Origin of the sequence: Nocardia sp. bgisy134 (genome assembly GCF_965341865.1) — a bacterium.
Taxonomy (GTDB): Bacteria; Actinomycetota; Actinomycetes; order Mycobacteriales; family Mycobacteriaceae; genus Nocardia.
Genome location: NZ_CBDQZP010000002.1, coordinates 506,071 through 523,265, shown reverse-complemented (window position 1 = coordinate 523,265; position 17,195 = coordinate 506,071). Strand labels below are relative to the sequence as shown.

At 69.1% G+C, this 17,195-nt stretch carries 17 protein-coding genes; 9 read left to right on the top strand and 8 right to left on the bottom strand.

Annotated elements, in window-relative coordinates:
• Positions 1-24 precede the first annotated feature (24 nt).
• The 4 genes from ACRWNM_RS05895 to ACRWNM_RS05880 all read left to right on the top strand — a co-directional run bounded on the left by ACRWNM_RS05895 (position 25) and on the right by ACRWNM_RS05880 (position 2,733).
• The gene (locus ACRWNM_RS05895; RefSeq protein ID WP_431964247.1) at positions 25-666 is read left to right on the top strand and encodes an MspA family porin; all 642 of its coding nucleotides are present in this window, start codon (positions 25-27) and stop codon (positions 664-666) included.
• Between the two features lie 88 nt (positions 667-754).
• Positions 755-2,320 (top strand): PspC domain-containing protein, encoded by a 1,566-nt coding sequence (locus ACRWNM_RS05890; protein WP_431964245.1) that lies wholly within the window; start codon positions 755-757, stop codon positions 2,318-2,320.
• A complete protein-coding gene (locus ACRWNM_RS05885; protein WP_431964243.1) occupies positions 2,313-2,528 on the top strand; it encodes a hypothetical protein in 216 nt (71 codons plus the stop codon). The genes ACRWNM_RS05890 and ACRWNM_RS05885 overlap by 8 nt, the downstream gene beginning before the upstream one ends.
• A 31-nt stretch (positions 2,529-2,559) precedes the next feature.
• The gene (locus ACRWNM_RS05880) at positions 2,560-2,733 is read left to right on the top strand and encodes a hypothetical protein (protein ID WP_431964241.1); all 174 of its coding nucleotides are present in this window, start codon (positions 2,560-2,562) and stop codon (positions 2,731-2,733) included.
• A 62-nt stretch (positions 2,734-2,795) separates the two neighbouring features.
• On the opposite strand, the gene guaA is transcribed toward ACRWNM_RS05880, so the two are convergent.
• Positions 2,796-4,376: a glutamine-hydrolyzing GMP synthase gene (guaA, locus tag ACRWNM_RS05875; RefSeq protein ID WP_431964239.1), complete on the bottom strand. Its 1,581-nt coding sequence runs from the start codon at positions 4,374-4,376 to the stop codon at positions 2,796-2,798.
• Between the two features lie 159 nt (positions 4,377-4,535).
• Between guaA and ACRWNM_RS05870 the strand changes: the two genes are divergently transcribed.
• Positions 4,536-5,336, top strand: a complete 801-nt coding sequence (locus ACRWNM_RS05870) for an alpha/beta fold hydrolase (RefSeq protein ID WP_431964237.1) — start codon at positions 4,536-4,538, stop codon at positions 5,334-5,336.
• Positions 5,337-5,417: 81 nt separating this feature from the next.
• Here ACRWNM_RS05870 and ACRWNM_RS05865 read toward each other — a convergent pair whose 3' ends face one another.
• The gene (locus ACRWNM_RS05865) at positions 5,418-6,578 is read right to left on the bottom strand and encodes a GuaB3 family IMP dehydrogenase-related protein (RefSeq protein ID WP_141807277.1); all 1,161 of its coding nucleotides are present in this window, start codon (positions 6,576-6,578) and stop codon (positions 5,418-5,420) included.
• 429 nt (positions 6,579-7,007) lie between these two features.
• Positions 7,008-8,552 (bottom strand): IMP dehydrogenase, encoded by a 1,545-nt coding sequence (gene guaB / locus ACRWNM_RS05860; RefSeq protein WP_431964234.1) that lies wholly within the window; start codon positions 8,550-8,552, stop codon positions 7,008-7,010.
• 298 nt (positions 8,553-8,850) lie between these two features.
• On the opposite strand from guaB, the gene ACRWNM_RS05855 reads away from it, so the two are divergent.
• Entirely contained in the window at positions 8,851-9,264 is a 414-nt protein-coding gene (locus tag ACRWNM_RS05855; RefSeq protein ID WP_011207424.1) for a DUF5319 domain-containing protein, read from the top strand.
• 247 nt (positions 9,265-9,511) lie between these two features.
• Here the strand turns inward: ACRWNM_RS05855 and ACRWNM_RS05850 are convergent, their stop codons facing one another.
• The 3 genes from ACRWNM_RS05850 to ACRWNM_RS05840 form a co-directional block, all read right to left on the bottom strand.
• Positions 9,512-10,522: an anti-sigma-D factor RsdA gene (locus ACRWNM_RS05850; protein ID WP_431964232.1), complete on the bottom strand. Its 1,011-nt coding sequence runs from the start codon at positions 10,520-10,522 to the stop codon at positions 9,512-9,514.
• Positions 10,523-10,613: 91 nt separating this feature from the next.
• A complete protein-coding gene (locus tag ACRWNM_RS05845) occupies positions 10,614-11,192 on the bottom strand; it encodes a sigma-70 family RNA polymerase sigma factor (RefSeq protein ID WP_067784912.1) in 579 nt (192 codons plus the stop codon).
• Between the two features lie 145 nt (positions 11,193-11,337).
• Entirely contained in the window at positions 11,338-12,147 is an 810-nt protein-coding gene (locus ACRWNM_RS05840; RefSeq protein ID WP_431964230.1) for a hypothetical protein, read from the bottom strand.
• A gap of 670 nt (positions 12,148-12,817) precedes the next feature.
• Here ACRWNM_RS05840 and ACRWNM_RS05835 point away from each other — a divergent pair.
• The 3 genes from ACRWNM_RS05835 to ACRWNM_RS05825 all read left to right on the top strand — a co-directional run bounded on the left by ACRWNM_RS05835 (position 12,818) and on the right by ACRWNM_RS05825 (position 14,397).
• Positions 12,818-13,111, top strand: coding sequence for a WhiB family transcriptional regulator (locus ACRWNM_RS05835; RefSeq protein ID WP_067784918.1), 294 nt, complete (start codon positions 12,818-12,820; stop codon positions 13,109-13,111).
• Positions 13,112-13,568: 457 nt separating this feature from the next.
• A complete protein-coding gene (locus ACRWNM_RS05830) occupies positions 13,569-14,144 on the top strand; it encodes a sigma-70 family RNA polymerase sigma factor (RefSeq protein WP_431964228.1) in 576 nt (191 codons plus the stop codon).
• A 1-nt stretch (position 14,145) separates the two neighbouring features.
• Complete coding sequence (locus ACRWNM_RS05825; RefSeq protein ID WP_357407582.1) at positions 14,146-14,397, top strand: RskA family anti-sigma factor; 252 nt, start codon at positions 14,146-14,148, stop codon at positions 14,395-14,397.
• A 320-nt stretch (positions 14,398-14,717) separates the two neighbouring features.
• Here ACRWNM_RS05825 and groL read toward each other — a convergent pair whose 3' ends face one another.
• Both groL and groES read right to left on the bottom strand, forming a co-directional pair.
• Complete coding sequence (gene groL / locus ACRWNM_RS05820) at positions 14,718-16,328, bottom strand: chaperonin GroEL (RefSeq protein WP_431964226.1); 1,611 nt, start codon at positions 16,326-16,328, stop codon at positions 14,718-14,720.
• Positions 16,329-16,507: 179 nt separating this feature from the next.
• Positions 16,508-16,810: a co-chaperone GroES gene (groES, locus tag ACRWNM_RS05815; RefSeq protein ID WP_014349218.1), complete on the bottom strand. Its 303-nt coding sequence runs from the start codon at positions 16,808-16,810 to the stop codon at positions 16,508-16,510.
• Positions 16,811-17,195: the final 385 nt, after the last annotated feature.

Sequence of the window (17,195 nt, the reverse complement as noted above, 5' to 3'; positions counted from 1 at the left end):
GCGTGGAACGAGGGGGATACCCGTATGTATGGGAAGTCTGGGCTGGCCGCTGTCGCGATCGCGGTGGGTTGCCTCTCGGGGCTCGCACCGCAGGCGGCGGCGGTCGATCTCGCACCGCACGAGAAGACGTACTCCGCCCCGGGCGGGCTGGAGTTCACGGTGGGCCACACCGAGCATGCGGCCCGGCCGACGGGATCGCTGAACGGCATGCCGACGAATCGGGACGTGTTCCTGGACAATACGTTCTACGGGCAGGTGTCGGACGGAACCGGTCACCTGAAGACCGGGTACTTCGTGGCCTGCGCGGTCGACCTGAAGGCAAAGCTCGATCTCGGGGCCGAGGTCGGCATCGACGCGGATGCGAGCGCGCACCTGGGTTTGACGCCGGAGTCGCTGCTGCCCGGGGTGGACGTGAGCGTCGGGCCGTACCTGAGCGCGGGGATCGGCGTCGATCTCTCGATCAGCCCGGGCAAGGTGGTCGACGTGCCGGTCGGCGAGAAGGAGCTGCTGCCAGGGAGCACGGGGTACGTGTTCAGCCGGGACCGGCGCGTCCACGTCGAGGATTGCGGCGGGCCGTTGACGGTGCAGGCTTACGCGATCATCACGGCGGAAACGCCGGAGGTGACCGCGGACGGCGCGGTGTTCGGGGATCCGTTCACGATGTGATCGCCGGGGCCCGCGCCCGCCCGTCCAACCGGATCAGGATGTATTTCAGGGTTCCCCCCGATGCGCCGCGCCGCTGGTCAGCCGCACCATGGGGATTATGACGAGAACAACCTTCGGCGATCAGCTGCAGCAGATGTGGCAGACGCGGCCCGTCCGGTTGCCGCGGCAGGGTCCGGTCGCGGGCGTCGCGGCAGGATTCGGGCAGCGCTACAACGTCGACCCGGTGCTGGTGCGGGTCGCGTTCGTGGTGTCCACCTTCTTCGGCGGCGCGGGCATCGTGCTGTACCTGCTCGCCTGGCTGCTGCTGAACGAATCCGGGGATCAGTCCTCGGCCGCCGAATCGCTGTTCGGCAAGGGACACAGCTCACAGTCGCAGACGAAGACGGTCGTGCTGATCGTGGCGCTGGCCATCGCGGTCACGACGGTCGGCCCGTTCGGCGTCGGGCTGGCGGGCTCCGGAATGATCAGCCTGGCCCTGATGCTGGCGGGCTGGTGGATGCTGTTCATGCGGTGCCCGCAGCCGCCGCCGGGCACCAGCGCACTCGACGGCGGTTTCGCCGACAGCGGGTTCGCCGACGGCCTCGCCGCGACGGGCTACCCCGGAGCCGCGTTCCCGACCGGCCCGCTGCGCAACCCCGGTTACCCGGTCCCCGACGTCCCGCCGGTGTACAGCCCGTACACCAAGCTGCCGGACGCCTACGTTCCCGACACACCGCGCGAGCCGGAGGCGGAGACCCCCGTGCTGCGCGCCGATGCGCCGGAGACCGTATCGCTGGACAAAAGCGTCGACGAACCCGCCGAGGTGACCGACGCGAAAACCGAAGTGCTCGAAGCGCGGACCTCGTCACCGCAGCCGAGCGCCGGGGAATCGCTTTCGCTGGAGAAGCCCGACGCCGAGCCGAAAGCCCCCACCGAGCCGAAGACGCTCGCGGAACAGCCTGCCCGTATCCCGGCCCACCCGACGCCCGCGGCCTTCACCGGCGTGACCCCGCCGTCGTGGGATCCGCTCGGCGTGGCGCCGCTGGCCTGGGACCTGCCCGAGCCGACCCCGGCCCGCCCGGTGGTCGCCTTGCCGCCGAAGCGTCCCCGTTCCCGGCTCACCCCGGTCGTGCTCGGCCTGGCCATCCTGGCCGCGGCGGGTACGGGCGCGATCGCCGCCGCGGGCGTGGACTGGATGACGCCCGGCCGGATCGCCTCGGTGGCCCTGGCCGTGATCGGCCTCGGCCTGGTGCTCGGCGCGTTCCTGCGGCGCGGCTACGGCCTGCTGGTCGTCACCGCTCCGCTCGCCGGCTTCGTCATGCTCGCCTCGATGATCGGACCCATCGAATTCGACAGGGGCGCCATGGGCGATCACGTCTGGACGCCCGCGACGATGGCCGAACTACAGCAGGATTACCGGATCTCGATGGGTTCGGGAACGCTCGACCTGCGTTCGCTGAACCTGACCGAGAACCGGACGGTGAACGTCGATGTGCAGATGGGCGAGGCCCGCATCCTGGTGCCGGCGGGTATGACCGTTCGCACCGATTGCACCGTCAACATGGGCGAGAACCTGTGCCCGCAGGGCGTCACCGGTCCGAACACCCCGGGCGCCCCGGTGCTCGACCTCGATGTGGACATTCATCTCGGCAGTGTGGAGGTGCAGCGTGGCTGAACAACCCCGCCCCAAGGACCCGACCGAAGGCCGAGGACCGTCGGCGTCCCTGCTGATAGTCGGCCTGCTCGCCCTCGCGGTGAGCGTCTGGGGCTTCATCGGCCCCACCGCGACGGCCAGCGGAGCGATCTCCTTCGGCTGGATCGTCGTCATCGCCGCCATCGTCGTCGGCGTCCTGCTGGTGATCTCCCCCCGCAGACGGCACTAGCGCGATGGCCCGAGTCGCACAGGAGAACCTCATGGCGCGAGAACAATTCGAGACCGACGCGGCCGATCCGACGCCGCCGCAACGACCGGGCACGCCCGTCGCGCGGGTCGTGCCGGTCACGCCGGCCAGGGCCCACGCCGGAGGCGGCACACTACTCGGCCACCTCGTCCTCGGCCTCGGCTGGAGCCGCGCCGAGACGGACTGAATCCCGAAACGCCGACGGCCCCCGCACACCTCGTGTGCGGGGGCCGTCGAGGTCTCAGGGGATCACTCCCACTCGATGGTGCCCGGCGGCTTGCTCGTGACATCGAGCACGACGCGGTTGACCTCGGCGACCTCGTTGGTGATACGAGTCGAAATGCGCTCGAGCACCTCGTACGGCAAACGGGTCCAGTCGGCGGTCATGGCGTCCTCGCTGGACACCGGGCGCAGCACGATCGGGTGACCGTAGGTGCGGCCGTCGCCCTGCACGCCGACGCTGCGCACATCGGCGAGCAACACCACCGGGCACTGCCAGATCTGGCGGTCCAGCCCGGCCGCGGTGAGCTCCTCGCGGGCGATCGCGTCGGCCTGCCGCAGCGTGGCGAGACGATCACCGGTGACCTCGCCGACAATGCGGATTGCCAGGCCCGGACCCGGGAACGGCTGGCGCGCAACGATTTCCTCGGGCAGGCCCAGCTCGCGGCCGACCGCGCGGACCTCGTCCTTGAACAGCAGCCGCAGCGGCTCGACGAGTTCGAACTCCAGATCCTCCGGCAGCCCACCGACATTGTGGTGCGACTTGATGTTCGCGGTGCCGCTGCCGCCGCCGGATTCCACCACGTCCGGGTACAGCGTGCCCTGCACCAGGAACTCGACCTCGGGCGCCTGCCCGTCCTCGGCGCCGTGCTCGGCGACGACCTCGCTCACCGCGTCTTCGAAGGAGCGGATGAACTCGCGGCCGATGATCTTGCGCTTCTCCTCGGGATCGGTGACGCCCTTCAGCTCGCCGAGGAACTTGTCCACCGCGTCGACGGTGACCAGCTTGGCGCCCGTCGCGGCGACGAAATCCTGCTGCACCTGCTCGCGCTCGCCCGAGCGCAGCAGGCCGTGATCGACGAACACACAGGTCAGCCTGTCACCGATGGCGCGCTGCACGAGCGCGGCCGCGACGGCGCTGTCCACACCGCCGGACAGGCCGCAGATCGCGTGCCCGTCGCCGACCTGCGCGCGGACCTGCGCGATCAGCGCGTCGGCGATGTTGGCGGGCGTCCACGCTGACGGGATGCCCGCGAGCTCGTGCAGGAAGCGGCTGAGCACCTGCTGACCGTGCGGCGAGTGCAGCACCTCGGGGTGGTACTGCACGCCCGCCAGGCGACGGGCCCGGTCCTCGAACGCGGCGACCGGCGCGCCCGCGGTGGTGCCGGTGATCTCGAAGCCCTCCGGCGCGTCGGTGACCGCGTCACCGTGGCTCATCCACACCGGCTGGATGGTGGGCAGACCACCGTGCAGCAGGCCGCCGTCGATGTTCAGCTCGGTGCGGCCGTACTCACGGGTGCCGGTGTGCGCGACCGTGCCGCCCAGCGCCTGCGCCATCGCCTGGAAGCCGTAGCAGATGCCGAAGACCGGAAGCCCCAGATCGAAGAGCCGCGCGTCCAGCTGCGGCGCACCCTCGGCGTACACGCTGGCCGGGCCGCCGGACAGAATCACCGCGAGCGGGTTCTTCTCGGCGATCTCCTCGACGGTGGTGGTATGCGGAATCACCTCGGAGTACACACTTGCCTCGCGCACCCGCCGAGCGATCAGCTGGGCGTATTGGGCACCGAAGTCGACGACGAGGACCGGTCTCTGGGATTCTGCCACAGCCACAGTCTAGTGAGCCGGGTGCGCGCCCGAACCAACGGGCAGGTCCCCTGTGCAGGCACGTTGTCTCCGACACACCGGGCGCCCTCGGCCTCCTCCGACTATCTCGAAGCGGGCGGCTCGAATCCCGCATCGACCGGGCCGCGGCTCGTTATCCTCTTGCTCGTGCCCTTCGCCCGTGCGATAGACGCCGACATCCATTACGAGGACAGCGGCGGCAACGGTCCGGTGGTGTTGCTCGCGCACGAATTCCTCATGGACCGCACCATGTTCGCTGCACAGATGGCCGCGCTCGCGCCGGAATTCCGGATCGTGTCCTGGGACGCTCGCGGGCACGGACGCACCAGGGATCAGGGCCTACCCTTCACGTACTGGACCGCGGCGCGCGACGCGCTCACCGTGCTCGACCAGCTCGGCGCCGAGCGCGCGGTGTTCGGCGGCACGGCGCAGGGCGGCTTCACCGCGCTGCGCGCCGCGCTCATCGCGCCCGAGCGGATCGCGGGACTCATCCTCATCAGCACCGAGGCGCACGGACCGACGCCCGAGCAGTCCACGGCCACCCAGCGCTTCCTCGACGAGTGGTACGACGACGACAGCAGGGAGCACGCGGTCGGCCGGCTCGCCACCTGGCTGATCGGCGACGACGACTGGTATCGGGCGATCTGGACCAAACGCTGGCTCGGCCGCGATCGAGACGGCATCGAGGTCGCCGCGGGCTGCCTGCTCGCCAGGGAGTCGGTGCTCGACCGGCTTCCCGAAATCACCTGTCCCGCATTGGTCATCCACGCCACCGACAGCGGCATCACGCACGACCGCGCTAAACAACTGGCCGCGGGCCTGGCGTCGGCGACCTACGTGGAGATCGCGGGCGCTCGCCTCGCGGTCACCATGACCCACCCGGAACCGGTGAATCACACGATCCGGCAGTTCCTCCGCGACCACGTGATGCCAACGCACGCGCGGTGACGCCGGTTCGCACAGCCGACGAACAGCGCTGAGCCCGCGCCCGATCGGTCGGGCGCGGGCTCGAGGCGAACGCGGACGGCCTCAGGCGCGAACGCTGAGTCCGACCTTCTGGAACTCCTTCAGGTCCGAGTACCCGGCCTTCGCCATCGAGCGGCGCAGGCCGCCAACCAGATTCAGCGAGCCGAACGGGTCGTCGGACGGACCGAAGAGCACCCGCTCCAGGCTCGGGCGCACCTGCTCGGTGGACTCGCCGCCCAGATCCCACGGATCGTCCACGTGCAGCAGCGAACCGCGCGGCACCGACGGGTGCGCGGCCGCCGACGGCCAGTACCAGCCGCGGCCCGGCGCCTCGGCGGCCAGCGCCAGCGGCACCCCGAGCATGGCGGCGTCGGCGCCGCAGGCGATCGCCTTCGCCAGCTGACCGGAGGTGGCGATATCGCCGTCCGCGATGACGTGCACGTAGCGGCCGCCGGTCTCGTCCAGGTAATCGCGGCGCGCGGCCGCGGCATCGGCGATGGCAGTGGCCATCGGCACCCCGATGCCGAGCACCTCGCCGGTGGTCGTCGCGCCGGGGTAGGAGCCGTAGCCAACGATCACGCCCGCGGCGCCGGTGCGCATCAGGTGCAGCGCGGTGCGGTGATCGCTGACACCGCCCGCGACCACGGGCACGTCCAGCTCCGCGATGAAGGTCTTCATGTTCAGCGGTTCGCCGTCACCGACGTGCTCCGCGGAAATGATGGTGCCGTGCACGACGAGCAGATCGATGCCCGCCTGCAACAGGGCGGGCGTCAGCGCGCGGGCGTTCTGCGGGCTGACCCGCACGGCGACGGTCACGCCCGCCGCACGCACCTCGGCCACCGCGGCCGCGAGCAGATCCGGCTGCATCGGCGCCGCGTGCAGCTCCTGCAGCATGGCGACCGCGCGCTCGTAACCGCCCTTGCCGACCAGCTCGAGCAGCTGATCGATCTTCGCCTCGACGTCGGCGTGCCTGGCCCACAGGCCCTCGCCGTTGATCACGCCGAGCCCGCCGAGACGGCCGAGCTCGATGGCGAACTTCGGCGACACCAGGGCGTCGGTCGGGTGCGCGAGGAACGGAATCTCGAACCGGTAGGCGTCGAGCTGCCACGCCAGCGACACCTGCTTCGACGAGCGGGTACGCCGCGAGGGAACGATGTCGACATCGTCCAGTTCGTAGGTACGCCGGGCCGTCCGGCCCATGCCGATTTCGACCATGTCGCGCACTTGTCTGTCCTTTCGGTGTTTATTTACGCGCTGGCGCGCGCGTGTTCGCGGCCGTGTCTTTGGCGCGCTGGCGCGCGCGTGTTCGCGGCCTTTTATGTCTCGCTTCCGAGCGGTCGAGACTCGCGACTGCGTCGCATGCGCTTCGACCGCTCGGAAGCGAGACGGCCGCGAACGGGCTCGTAAGACTCGCCCTCGGGGTGGTCGGGAGGGAGCGCCCGTGCGGGCACGTCGACTCGCGAACAGGTTAATCATGCACGGGGTACCCACTCGGATCGCAATCGCGTCCTGTACCTCGCGCCGAAAACCGGAATGTGCACCGGTGTCCTGAACTCGACCGGCGACTCCGTCAGGGCCCCTTCCCCGCGCCGCCCGCGGCAGCCGGGCCTGTGATGGCAGGTTGCCCGGCTACCGAGGCTCGCGTCGGTCGGGTCAGCCGCGGCCGGTGTAGTTCGGCGCTTCGACCGTCATCGTGATGTCGTGCGGGTGGCTCTCCTTCAGGCCCGCCGCGGTGATCTGCACGAACTGCGCTTCCTGGAGCTCGGCGATGGACTGCGCGCCGGTGTAGCCCATGCCGGCCCGCAGGCCGCCGACGAGCTGGTGGATCACCTGATTCACCGGGCCGCGGAAGGGCACGCGGCCCTCGATGCCCTCGGGCACCAGCTTGTCCTCGGCGAGCACGTCGTCCTGGAAGTAGCGGTCCTTGGAGAACGACTTGGCCTGACCGCGGCCCTGCATGGCGCCCAGCGAGCCCATACCGCGGTAGCTCTTGAACTGCTTGCCGCCCACCAGGATCAGCTCGCCGGGCGATTCGCCGGTGCCCGCCAGCAGCGAGCCGAGCATCACGGTGGACGCGCCCGCCGCGATGGCTTTGGCGATGTCGCCGGAGAACTGGATGCCGCCGTCGGCGATGACCGGAACGCCGTGCGGCTTGCACGCGGCGACGGCCTCGAGGATCGCGGTGATCTGCGGCGCGCCGACGCCCGCGACCACGCGGGTGGTGCAGATGGAGCCGGGGCCGACACCGACCTTCACCGCGTCGGCGCCCGCCTCGACCAGCGCGGCCGCGCCCGCCCTGGTGGCGACGTTGCCGCCGACCACCTGGATGCGGTCGCCGACCTCGGCCTTGACCTTGGCGACCATCTGCAGCACCTGCACCTGGTGTCCGTGTGCGGTGTCGACGACCAGCACGTCGACGCCCGCGTCGGCCAGGGTCATGGCGCGCGACCAGGCGTCCTCGCCGACGCCCACCGCGGCGCCGACCAGCAGACGGCCGTCGCGGTCCTTGGTGGCGTTCGGGTACTGGTCGGTCTTGACGAAGTCCTTGACGGTGATGAGCCCGCGCAGGCGGCCGTTGCCGTCCACGATCGGCAGCTTCTCCACCTTGTGGCGGCGCAGCAGCCCGAGCGCGGCCTCCGCGGTGACGCCCTCCTGGGCGGTGATCAGCGGCGCCTTGGTCATCACATCGGCGACGCGGCGGTCCTGGTCCACCTCGAAGCGCATGTCGCGATTGGTGATGATGCCGACGAGCGCGCCGGTCTCGTCCACCACCGGAAGGCCGGAGATGCGGAACCGGGCGCACATCGCGTCGACCTCGGCCAGCGTGTCGGTCGGGCGACAGGTCACCGGATCGGTCACCATGCCCGCCTCGGAGCGCTTGACCGTCTCCACCTGGGCGGCCTGGTCGGCGGCGGACAGATTGCGGTGCAGCACGCCCATACCGCCCGCACGGGCCATCGCGATGGCCATGCGCGCCTCGGTGACGGTGTCCATGGCAGAGCTGACCAGCGGGGTGCGCAGCCGGATCTCCCTGGTGAGCTGACTCGAGGTCTCCACCGAACTGGGAATCAGATCCGATGCGGCGGGCAGCAACAGCACGTCGTCGAACGTGAGGCCGAGCATGGCGATCTTGTTCGGGTCGTCGCCACCCGTAGGGGGGCGGACTGCCAGTCGTTCGCCCGGTACGGGATTACTCATTCGGATCGACCCCTCCTGGAACGTCGAAAGCGAGAGACGCCGGATGGACCGGCGTCGCGCACAACTGATGGGATGGACGGTGGCGGCGAGGTCAGCGTGTCGGGAACTGTCCGGCGCCTGCCACCTATGGTATCTGTCCCGCAAACTCGTCGATGAACTGAGCCCAGTGGGCGCAGCCGGGACGAAGTCCGGCGGAAGACCGCGCACGGCCGGAGTGGCAGGCGGAGGCGCGCCCGGTCGCGAAACTGGCACCCTACATAGCTGGCGCAGACCACCCTGTTCTGCGTACCGTGGGTGTGTGCGTGACCATCTACCACCTGGCTTGCCGCCGGATCCGTTTGCCGGAGACCCCTCCGACCCGTCCGCCGCGCTCGACGCTATCGAGCCCGGCGAGCCGCTGGATCCCCACGAGCGCCTTGCGGTCGAGGAGGATCTCGCCGACCTCGCGGTCTACGAAGCGCTGCTCGCGCACCGCGGAATACGCGGGCTCGTCGTCAGCTGCGAGGACTGTAGGCAGGACCATTACCACGACTGGGACATGTTGCGCGCCAACCTGCTTCAGTTGTTGGTCGACGGCACGGTGCGGCCACACGAGCCCGCCTACGATCCGACGCCAGAGGCGTACGTCACCTGGGATTACTGCAGGGGCTACGCGGACGCGTCGATGAACGAAGCATTCCACGGCGACGGGTTCGACGGCTTCGACAGCTGATCTCGCGATCCCGACACCCGAACACGACGAAATACCGACCGCCGGTCGGCAATCGGTCGACGCGCGCGTATTCGGGTGACGGCCCTCACGGCCTCCGCGACACGCCGACGCACGGCGTGCGCGCACTCCTCTTGTCGGTGTCGAACGACACACGATCAACGACACGCGATCACGGTGAATATCCAACCTGCGACCGGCCGGACACCCGGCAGGCACCGGGGGAAGACGAACTCGCTTACGCCCGAGCTCAGTTGCTCGGAGTGTGGCTGACCGAGGGCGCGGTCGGAATGTTCACCGTGCCCGGCCCGTCCTCCAGGATCGGCGACCTCGTCGCCGGCTGAGTCGGTGCTTCGACATCTCCGCCGGTCGGCACGCCGACCGTCGTCGGCGCCTGCGTGGTGGGCGGCCCCGGGTTCGGCGGCTGTTCGACAGGCGTGGTCGGCACGGTGGTCACCGGCTGTTGCGTCGTCGGCGCGGTCGGACCACCGGTCGGCCCGGTAGGTCCGGTCGGTCCAGCCGGCTCCACGGTGGTCGGCGGCGTGGTCTCCGAGATCGGCGGCACCATCATGTTGGTGATGGTGGTGGTCTCGCGGGCAGGCTGCGTCGGCGTGGTGGTGGTGGAACCGGTGGCGCCGGTCGGCCGCGGCTGGTTCGTGGTGGCCTGTTCGAGCGCGGCCGCCGCCTCCGGCGACAGCTCACGCAGCTGTGTGAGCAGCTTCTGCCACTCGGACTCCAGATCCTGCTTCTTGCCCGAGTCGCTGACCTGGTCGACGTTCACCGACGCGCGCTCCAGCAGCGCCTTCGCCTGCGCCGGATTGCGCTGCGCCAGAGCCTGCTCGGCCTGGTCCAGCTCGTTGCCTGCGCGCTGCACCACGGTGGTCTGCGCCTGCTCGCTGAACACGACCTCTTTGACCCGCCACAGCGGATCGCCGGGCTCGGCGCTGTAGGAGAACGCCGTCACACCGCCGAAGACCAGTGCCAATGCCGCCGCGGTTCCCGCGATCGGACCGACAAGCCGAAGACGGCCACGGTTGACTGCGCCGACTCGAACCTTGCGCGCGCCGATCTCCTGGTTGACCGCGGCAACGACCGCGTCCAGATCCGGTGCGCTCGGCAGCGGCGGCGAAATCAGTTCCGCACGCCAGTCAGCCAGCAGTGCGGCTAGCTGAAACTCCTCCGCGCTATCGGTCTGTACCGGTCCATCGCTGGCGATGGCGTCGATCAGAACATCGTCACGGCGTACCGCGGCGATGTCCACCGGTCCGGTGTCACCAGTCCCCCCGGCGTAGGGACCGCTATTTCGCGATCCACGTCGCGCCTTCCAGTCACCCCGACCGCGCTCGCCATCCCTAGCCATACATTTCACCTGCCCTCGCCACTTGTGACTTCAGTTTCGCGAGCGCCCTGTGCTGGGCCACCCGTATAGCGCCCGCCGTACTGCCCACGGCGACCGCGGTTTCTTCCGCTGACAAACCCATGACCAATCGCAGGATCAGGATCTCTCGATGCTTTTCGGGGAGAGTCGCGAGCAGACGGTTCATCTGCCTACTCGTCTCCGATTCGAGAGCTCGCTGTTCCGGTCCTTGGTCGGTGGATATGACATCTGGTACTTCGGCCATCGCCTCCGCCTTGTTACGGGCGGCGTTGCGGTGTGCGTCGGCGACCTTGTGCGAAGCGATTCCGTATACGAAGGCCATGAAGGGCCTGCCCTGGTCCTGATACCTGGGCAAGGCTGTCATCACGGCCAGACATACCTCCTGCGCAACGTCGTCCGCGGAGAGCTGTCCACGCTCCGCCGCGCCGATACGCGCGCGGCAGTACCGGACAACCAGCGGGCGGATCAGCTCTAGTACCTGAGCTAAAGCGGATCTGTCGCCCTGCGCTGCGGCAGCGACGGCGAGGTCCAACTCTTCGCCCGTGTGCGTCATCGTCAGAGATATTCCTGGCGTTACAAGTGGCACGGGCCCGATGACCTGTGCTTCCGCGGATGTGGCGGAACGGATCTAACAATAGCGATAGGCGACGAGGAACCGAGCAACATGGTCACTTGTCTCGAGAACGTCTCGCCGACCGTCACGCGGCGCCCGGTGGCCGAAAACGCCCGCCACGACGGGCGATTCCCGCGGCGCACGCTGCCGCCTCGCCCGCGGCGCCCGGATCCGACAAGCCGGAACGCAGCATCGCGCACGCCCAGCGCAGCGGAAGCAGATCGTGCTCCCGGCATTCGGCGGCCACCGTGTCGGCCAGCACTCGGGCGTGTTCGACATCACCCGACGCGGCCGTCGCCGCGGCGACGAGGAGCCGGGACTTGACGCGGTGCCGCACCGACGGCGCGGCCTCGGCGAGGGCGAGGGCTTCGCGCGCGTGCGGCAGCGCTTCCCGGGCCGCACCCGACGCCAACGCGGTCTCGGCGCTGACCCAGTGCCAGCGGATCCAGGCCCGCCATCGCAGGCCGTCCGGATCCAGCGCGGCGCGGCTCCGGTCGAGCAGCGTGCGCGCCAGTGCGAGGCGGCCGGCGCCCAGCGCGTCGGCGGCCAGGCCGGTGAGGGCGTCGCACATCGCGTCGACGCGGTCCGGCGCGGACCCGGCGGGCGCGAATGCGAGGTCGCCGCCCGGCAGCGCCAGCGCGGCCGCACGTCCGTCCGGGCCGGACGCCGCAGCGTGCCAGCCGAGTTGACGCAGCAGCGAGCCCTCGGTGCTCGCGGCCAACGAGAGCAGTACCGGATCGGCGGTCCGCCGTCGCATCGCGGACAATTCCGCGCGGGCCGCGGCGTAGCGGCCCTGTCCCCCGAGAATCACCGCCCGGAGCCAGGAACTCAGGGCGTCCTCGGCGGCCGGCAACTCGGCAGCGGCGAGGCCGGGACGAGCCCCGAAGGCTCCCATAGCGAGGACTTCATATCGGACATCCACGGTCGGAACTGGCGCGAACACGCGCGAACTCTATCCCGTCCGCGGCCGACGACCGCGCGTAGTAAATGGCGGCTCGAAGACCTGGCTACTTGTCAGCATTTCTGGTACGCCGCCCATGTTTCCATCAGGTAAATCTCGTCTCAGCATTGCGAGATCATCCGCGACACAAATTCACGCGCGTTTCGCGCAATTAACCTCCGCGCCCCGTTTCCGCCATATGGGCTGTGCTCGCGCACAGCCCGTACGGTGGCCACCGTCACTCCGGTTACCTGTCCCCCATGGAACCAGTAACCTGTGAGCGGTCCCAAAAAAGACTCACGACCTGCGGAAACCTTGACATACTCGACACAAGCAGCTACCCGCCGCGTTCTAGCCAACCGAACAGTATCACCGGAACCCACGTTAAAAGTAAACAGCGGGTAGGTTAAATCTCGCCATTGCCAGATTTCGAAAACCAGTGCGTCGAACTATTGACGGAATTTCGCGGCTACCCCTAACGTAACTCATCGCCACGGACGGCGCCGCGCGAAATTGCAGCGACCGGAAGGGCGAGCCGAGGGACACCGCCGATCGCACGTGTCCCCCACCTGTTGCAGTCAACTGCTCGACAACGCCGACGAGCTCGCAATACGAGGAGTTCACCATGCCCATGCCGACCCACCTCCCCGGACCGAACGCCGACGTCTGGGACTGGCAGATGCGCGGTTCCTGCCGAGGCGTGGACTCCGCCGTGTTCTTCCATCCCGACGGCGAACGCGGCCGCGCCCGCACCGCACGCGAGATGCGAGCCAAGGAGATCTGCCGCGCCTGCCCGGTACTCATGCAGTGCCGCAGCCACGCGCTGAAAGTCAGCGAGCCCTACGGCATCTGGGGCGGCATGTCGGAGACCGAGCGCGAGATGCACGCGCGGCGCAACCGCCGTCGCATGGCCGTCTGAGCCGCGACCAGCCATCGCCGCAGCCACAGCGCGAATCCGCGACCCATCCGGACCGCGTGGCGCGCCGAATGCCTAGCAAATAACCGGCCACTGAAACACCAGAAACACGATCCCGGCCGAACCCGATGGCACACCGCTGTCCCGGTCCGGAACCGACGCCGACGCGCGGCATCAGGCGGTCACCACCGCCGTACCCGCGGTCGCGGCGAGCAGGAGCCGCGCGATTGTCGGCCCGGTGGCGATCGGTTGCTGTTGGCGTGTCACATCTGAATTCGCCCGGCGTTTGGGAGTTCACCGCAAAGTAGCTGAGCTGCTTGCGGTTTGCTGGCACCCCACTGGAAGGAGGCGATAGCGGCACGCTACGGTAGTGACCGATGACACAGAATGGAGCGTTGTGACAACGCGGCCGCCAGCCGCAGAGGGCGACTCGTTCCGAAGAGAAGCCTTCCCACCGAGTGTGGATTCTGCGGTGTCGGCACGCGCAGCCGAAAGCATCGAACTAGCCGCTCTCTTGCATCGCTGCGGCCAGTCCGACCAGGAAGCTTTCGCCGAACTGTACGACCGAACGTGTGCGCGCGTGTTCGGTCTGGTGCTCCGGGTGCTACACGATCCGGGGTACGCGGAGGAGACCACGCAAGAGGTGTATCTCCAGCTCTGGCGTACCGCAGCCAGTTTCGACCCCGCGAAGGGGTCGGCGGTGACGTGGTTGATGACGCTCGCCCATCGGCGTGCCGTCGACCGGGTCCGCGCCGAGCAGGCCCATACCCTGCGCGAAGTCGCGTACGGGATAAGGGTTCTCGGCAACGAGTTCGACGAGGTGATCGAAGAGGTCGAGCGCAGGCTCGAACAGCAAGCGGTCCTCGAGGGACTCACCGGCCTCACGGAAACCCAGCGAGAAGCCATCTCGCTGGCCTACTACGGCGGCCGAACTTACGCGGAGGTGGCCACCTATCTCGGCGTAGGGTTACCGACCGTCAAGTCCCGAATTCGGGATGGATTGACACGACTGAAGAAAAGTTTGGGGGTGACGTGAGATGAACGAAGCCCAGATCGATCTCGCGCACACCGTCGCGCTCGGATCGATCGACGACGAAGACCATCACGCGGTACAGGAATTGCTCGACGGCGAGGATCCGGTGCTACACGCCGAGTTCATCGCGGAGGTGCGGCAGGCCAAGGATGCCTTGGCCGCGCTCGCGGCGGTGACGGCCACCGCGCCGCCCGCCGCGCTTCGCGGTCGGTTGCTCGCGGCCATCGCTGCCGAGCAACCTCCCGTCGCCTCCTGAGCTACACCCCCAGTCGGCGCGCCCAGGGCTGCGCCACGGCACCGATCTCCGGTGACCTCGCGCGCTCCCGCGCCGATCGCCGAGAGACCGCTCGCCATCCCCGCCGGAGCTTCCGCGCGCGACCGCGTCGTCTGCTGCGCCGAAGTCTCCGCACCGGGCCGCTTCCCGCGCGTCTCGCGTAGTCCCTTTTCCGCGCGATCGACCCGACGCCTGTCGCCTCTCACGATCCGCAGCGGGCTTGCCGAGCGGCGCACCGACCCCCACATGACGAAAAGGCCCCCGGATTCGAACATCCGGGGGCCTTTCACACGCTCGACGCGTCAGTGCGCGTGACCGTGATGACCGTGGTCGTGCGCCTCCTCGGCGGGCTTGTCGACCACGGCGCTCTCGGTGGTGAGCACCATACGGGCGACCGACGCGGCGTTGACCACCGCGGAACGGGTCACCTTGACCGGGTCGACCACGCCGTCGGTGAGCAGATCACCGTAGGTGAGGGTGGCGGCGTTGAAGCCTTCCTTACCCTCGGAGACCTTGCTGACCACGACGGCGCCGTCCAGGCCCGCGTTGGTGGCGATCCAGTACAGCGGCGCTTGCAGCGCCCGCCGCACCACCTCGACGCCGACGGCCTCGTCGCCGGACAGCGAGTCGCGCAGCTCGACGAGCTTGGCGCCCGCCTGCACCAGCGCGGTACCGCCGCCGGGGACGATGCCCTCCTCGACCGCGGCCTTGGCCGCGCTCACCGCGTCCTCGACGCGGTACTTGCGCTCCTTGAGCGCGGTCTCGGTGGCCGCGCCGACCTTGATCACCGCGACGCCGCCCGCCAGCTTGGCCAGGCGCTCTTCGAGCTTCTCGCGGTCCCAGTCGGAGTCGGTGGCCTCGATCTCGCGGCGCAGCTGCGTGCTGCGGGCGGCGATGTCCTCCGCGGTGCCCGCGCCGTCGATGATCGTGGTGTCGTCCTTGGTGACGACAACGCGCCGGGCCTTGCCGAGCACCTCCAGGCCGGCCTCGCGCAGGGTGACGCCGATGTCCGGGTTGACGACGGTGCCCGCGGTGACCACGGCCAGGTCGTCCAGGAACGCCTTGCGACGGTCACCGAAGAACGGCGCCTTCACCGCGACGGCCTTGAGGGTCTTGCGGATGGAGTTGACCACCAGGGTGGACAGCGCCTCGCCCTCGACGTCCTCGGCGATGATCAGCACGGCCTTGCCGCTCTCGGCGATCTTCTCCAGCAGCGGAAGGAGGTCGGGCAGGGAGCTGATCTTCTCGCGGTGCAGCAGCACCAGGGCGTCCTCGAGCACCGCCTGCTGGGTGTCGGCATCGGTGACGAAGTAGGGCGAGAGGTAGCCCTTGTCGAACTGCACGCCCTCGGTGACGACGAGTTCGGTCTCCAGCGTCGAGGACTCCTCGACGGTGACGACGCCGTCCTTGCCAACAGTGGTGAGCGCCTTGCCGACCATCTCGCCGAGCTGCTCGTCACGCGAGGACACGGTGGCGACCTGCGCGATGGCCTTCTCGCCGGAGACCGGGGTGGCCGCGGCGAGCAGCGCCTCGGAGACCGCCTCGGCGGCCTTGGCGATGCCCGCGCCGACCACGATCGGGTTGGCGCCCGCCGCGACGTTCTTCAGGCCGCCGCGCACCAGCGCCTGGGCCAGCACGGTCGCCGTGGTGGTGCCGTCGCCCGCGACGTCGTTGGTCTTGGTGGCGACGCTCTTGACCAGCTGCGCGCCCAGGTTCTCGAACGGATCCTCGAGGTCGATGTCGCGCGCGATGGTGACGCCGTCGTTGGTGACGGTGGGGCCGCCGAACGCCTTCGCGAGCACCACGTGGCGACCGCGCGGGCCGAGGGTGACCTTCACCGCGTCGGCGAGCTTGTCGACGCCGCGTTCCAGAGCCCGGCGAGCCTTCTCGTCGAACTCGATCTGCTTTGCCATAAGTCCTTTTCCTTGGATGCCTGGGCGGGTCCGGCCCGGTGGGGCCGTGCGAACCCGCCCGGTGGGCTGAAACGACGTTGCCCCGGCCCCGCTGGGAGGGGAACCGGGGCAACGTCGTTACGACTCGATCCCGGGCGTGGCCGGGAAGCGCGATCCGATCCGGACCGCGCCGAGCGCGGTCACTTGCTGACGACAGCCAGCACGTCGCGCGCGGAGAGGATCAGGTACTCCTCGCCCTGGTACTTGATCTCGGTGCCGCCGTACTTGCTGTAGATGACGGTGTCACCCTCCTGGACGTCCAGCGGGATGCGCTTCTCGCCGTCCTCGTCCCAGCGGCCGGGGCCGACGGCGACGACGGTGCCTTCCTGCGGCTTCTCCTTCGCCGTGTCCGGGATGACCAGGCCGGAGGCCGTCGTCGTCTCGGCCTCGTTGGCCTGGACGAGGATCTTGTCCTCGAGCGGCTTGATGTTCACGCTCGCCACGTTGAGCCCTCCACTTTCAGGGGATTTACGGTCGTCCGGAACTGTTGTCCCGGACCATCGGTTCGGTCACGGTGCTGACCCTGCGCATAGCCCCGTCGTCGCGGGTGCCGGGACCCCTGCTCAGTAGTCACAACTGCTGACACCCGGCGAATGCGGAGGGCGGACGGTTACCCGGCCGTCCACGTTCACCAGTGCCACTAGCACTCTATACACGAGAGTGCCAGCGCTCAAGGCCGGGCGGTGCCAATGCGCGTCGTCGTCCCACTTCGCGACCCGCCGCTGTTCCGATATGCACTCACCAGGGTTGGTTGCCCCACGGCCTCAGGGCTTTCCATTGGTTCGGGAAATCTGTAACGTTCGGATAACGGATTGTGACAGTATTGAC

What these genes read in the sequence shown, in the direction of transcription:
- ACRWNM_RS05895 (WP_431964247.1), top strand. Translation starts at nt 25, where the DNA reads ATGTATGGGAAGTCTGGGCTGGCCGCTGTCGCGATCGCGGTGGGTTGC.
- ACRWNM_RS05890 (WP_431964245.1), top strand. Translation starts at nt 755, where the DNA reads ATGGGGATTATGACGAGAACAACCTTCGGCGATCAGCTGCAGCAGATG.
- ACRWNM_RS05880 (WP_431964241.1), top strand. Translation starts at nt 2,560, where the DNA reads ATGGCGCGAGAACAATTCGAGACCGACGCGGCCGATCCGACGCCGCCG.
- guaB (WP_431964234.1), bottom strand. Translation starts at nt 8,552, where the DNA reads ATGAGTAATCCCGTACCGGGCGAACGACTGGCAGTCCGCCCCCCTACG.
- ACRWNM_RS05845 (WP_067784912.1), bottom strand. Translation starts at nt 11,192, where the DNA reads ATGACGCACACGGGCGAAGAGTTGGACCTCGCCGTCGCTGCCGCAGCG.
- ACRWNM_RS05840 (WP_431964230.1), bottom strand. Translation starts at nt 12,147, where the DNA reads ATGGGAGCCTTCGGGGCTCGTCCCGGCCTCGCCGCTGCCGAGTTGCCG.
- ACRWNM_RS05835 (WP_067784918.1), top strand. Translation starts at nt 12,818, where the DNA reads ATGCCCATGCCGACCCACCTCCCCGGACCGAACGCCGACGTCTGGGAC.
- ACRWNM_RS05825 (WP_357407582.1), top strand. Translation starts at nt 14,146, where the DNA reads ATGAACGAAGCCCAGATCGATCTCGCGCACACCGTCGCGCTCGGATCG.
- groL (WP_431964226.1), bottom strand. Translation starts at nt 16,328, where the DNA reads ATGGCAAAGCAGATCGAGTTCGACGAGAAGGCTCGCCGGGCTCTGGAA.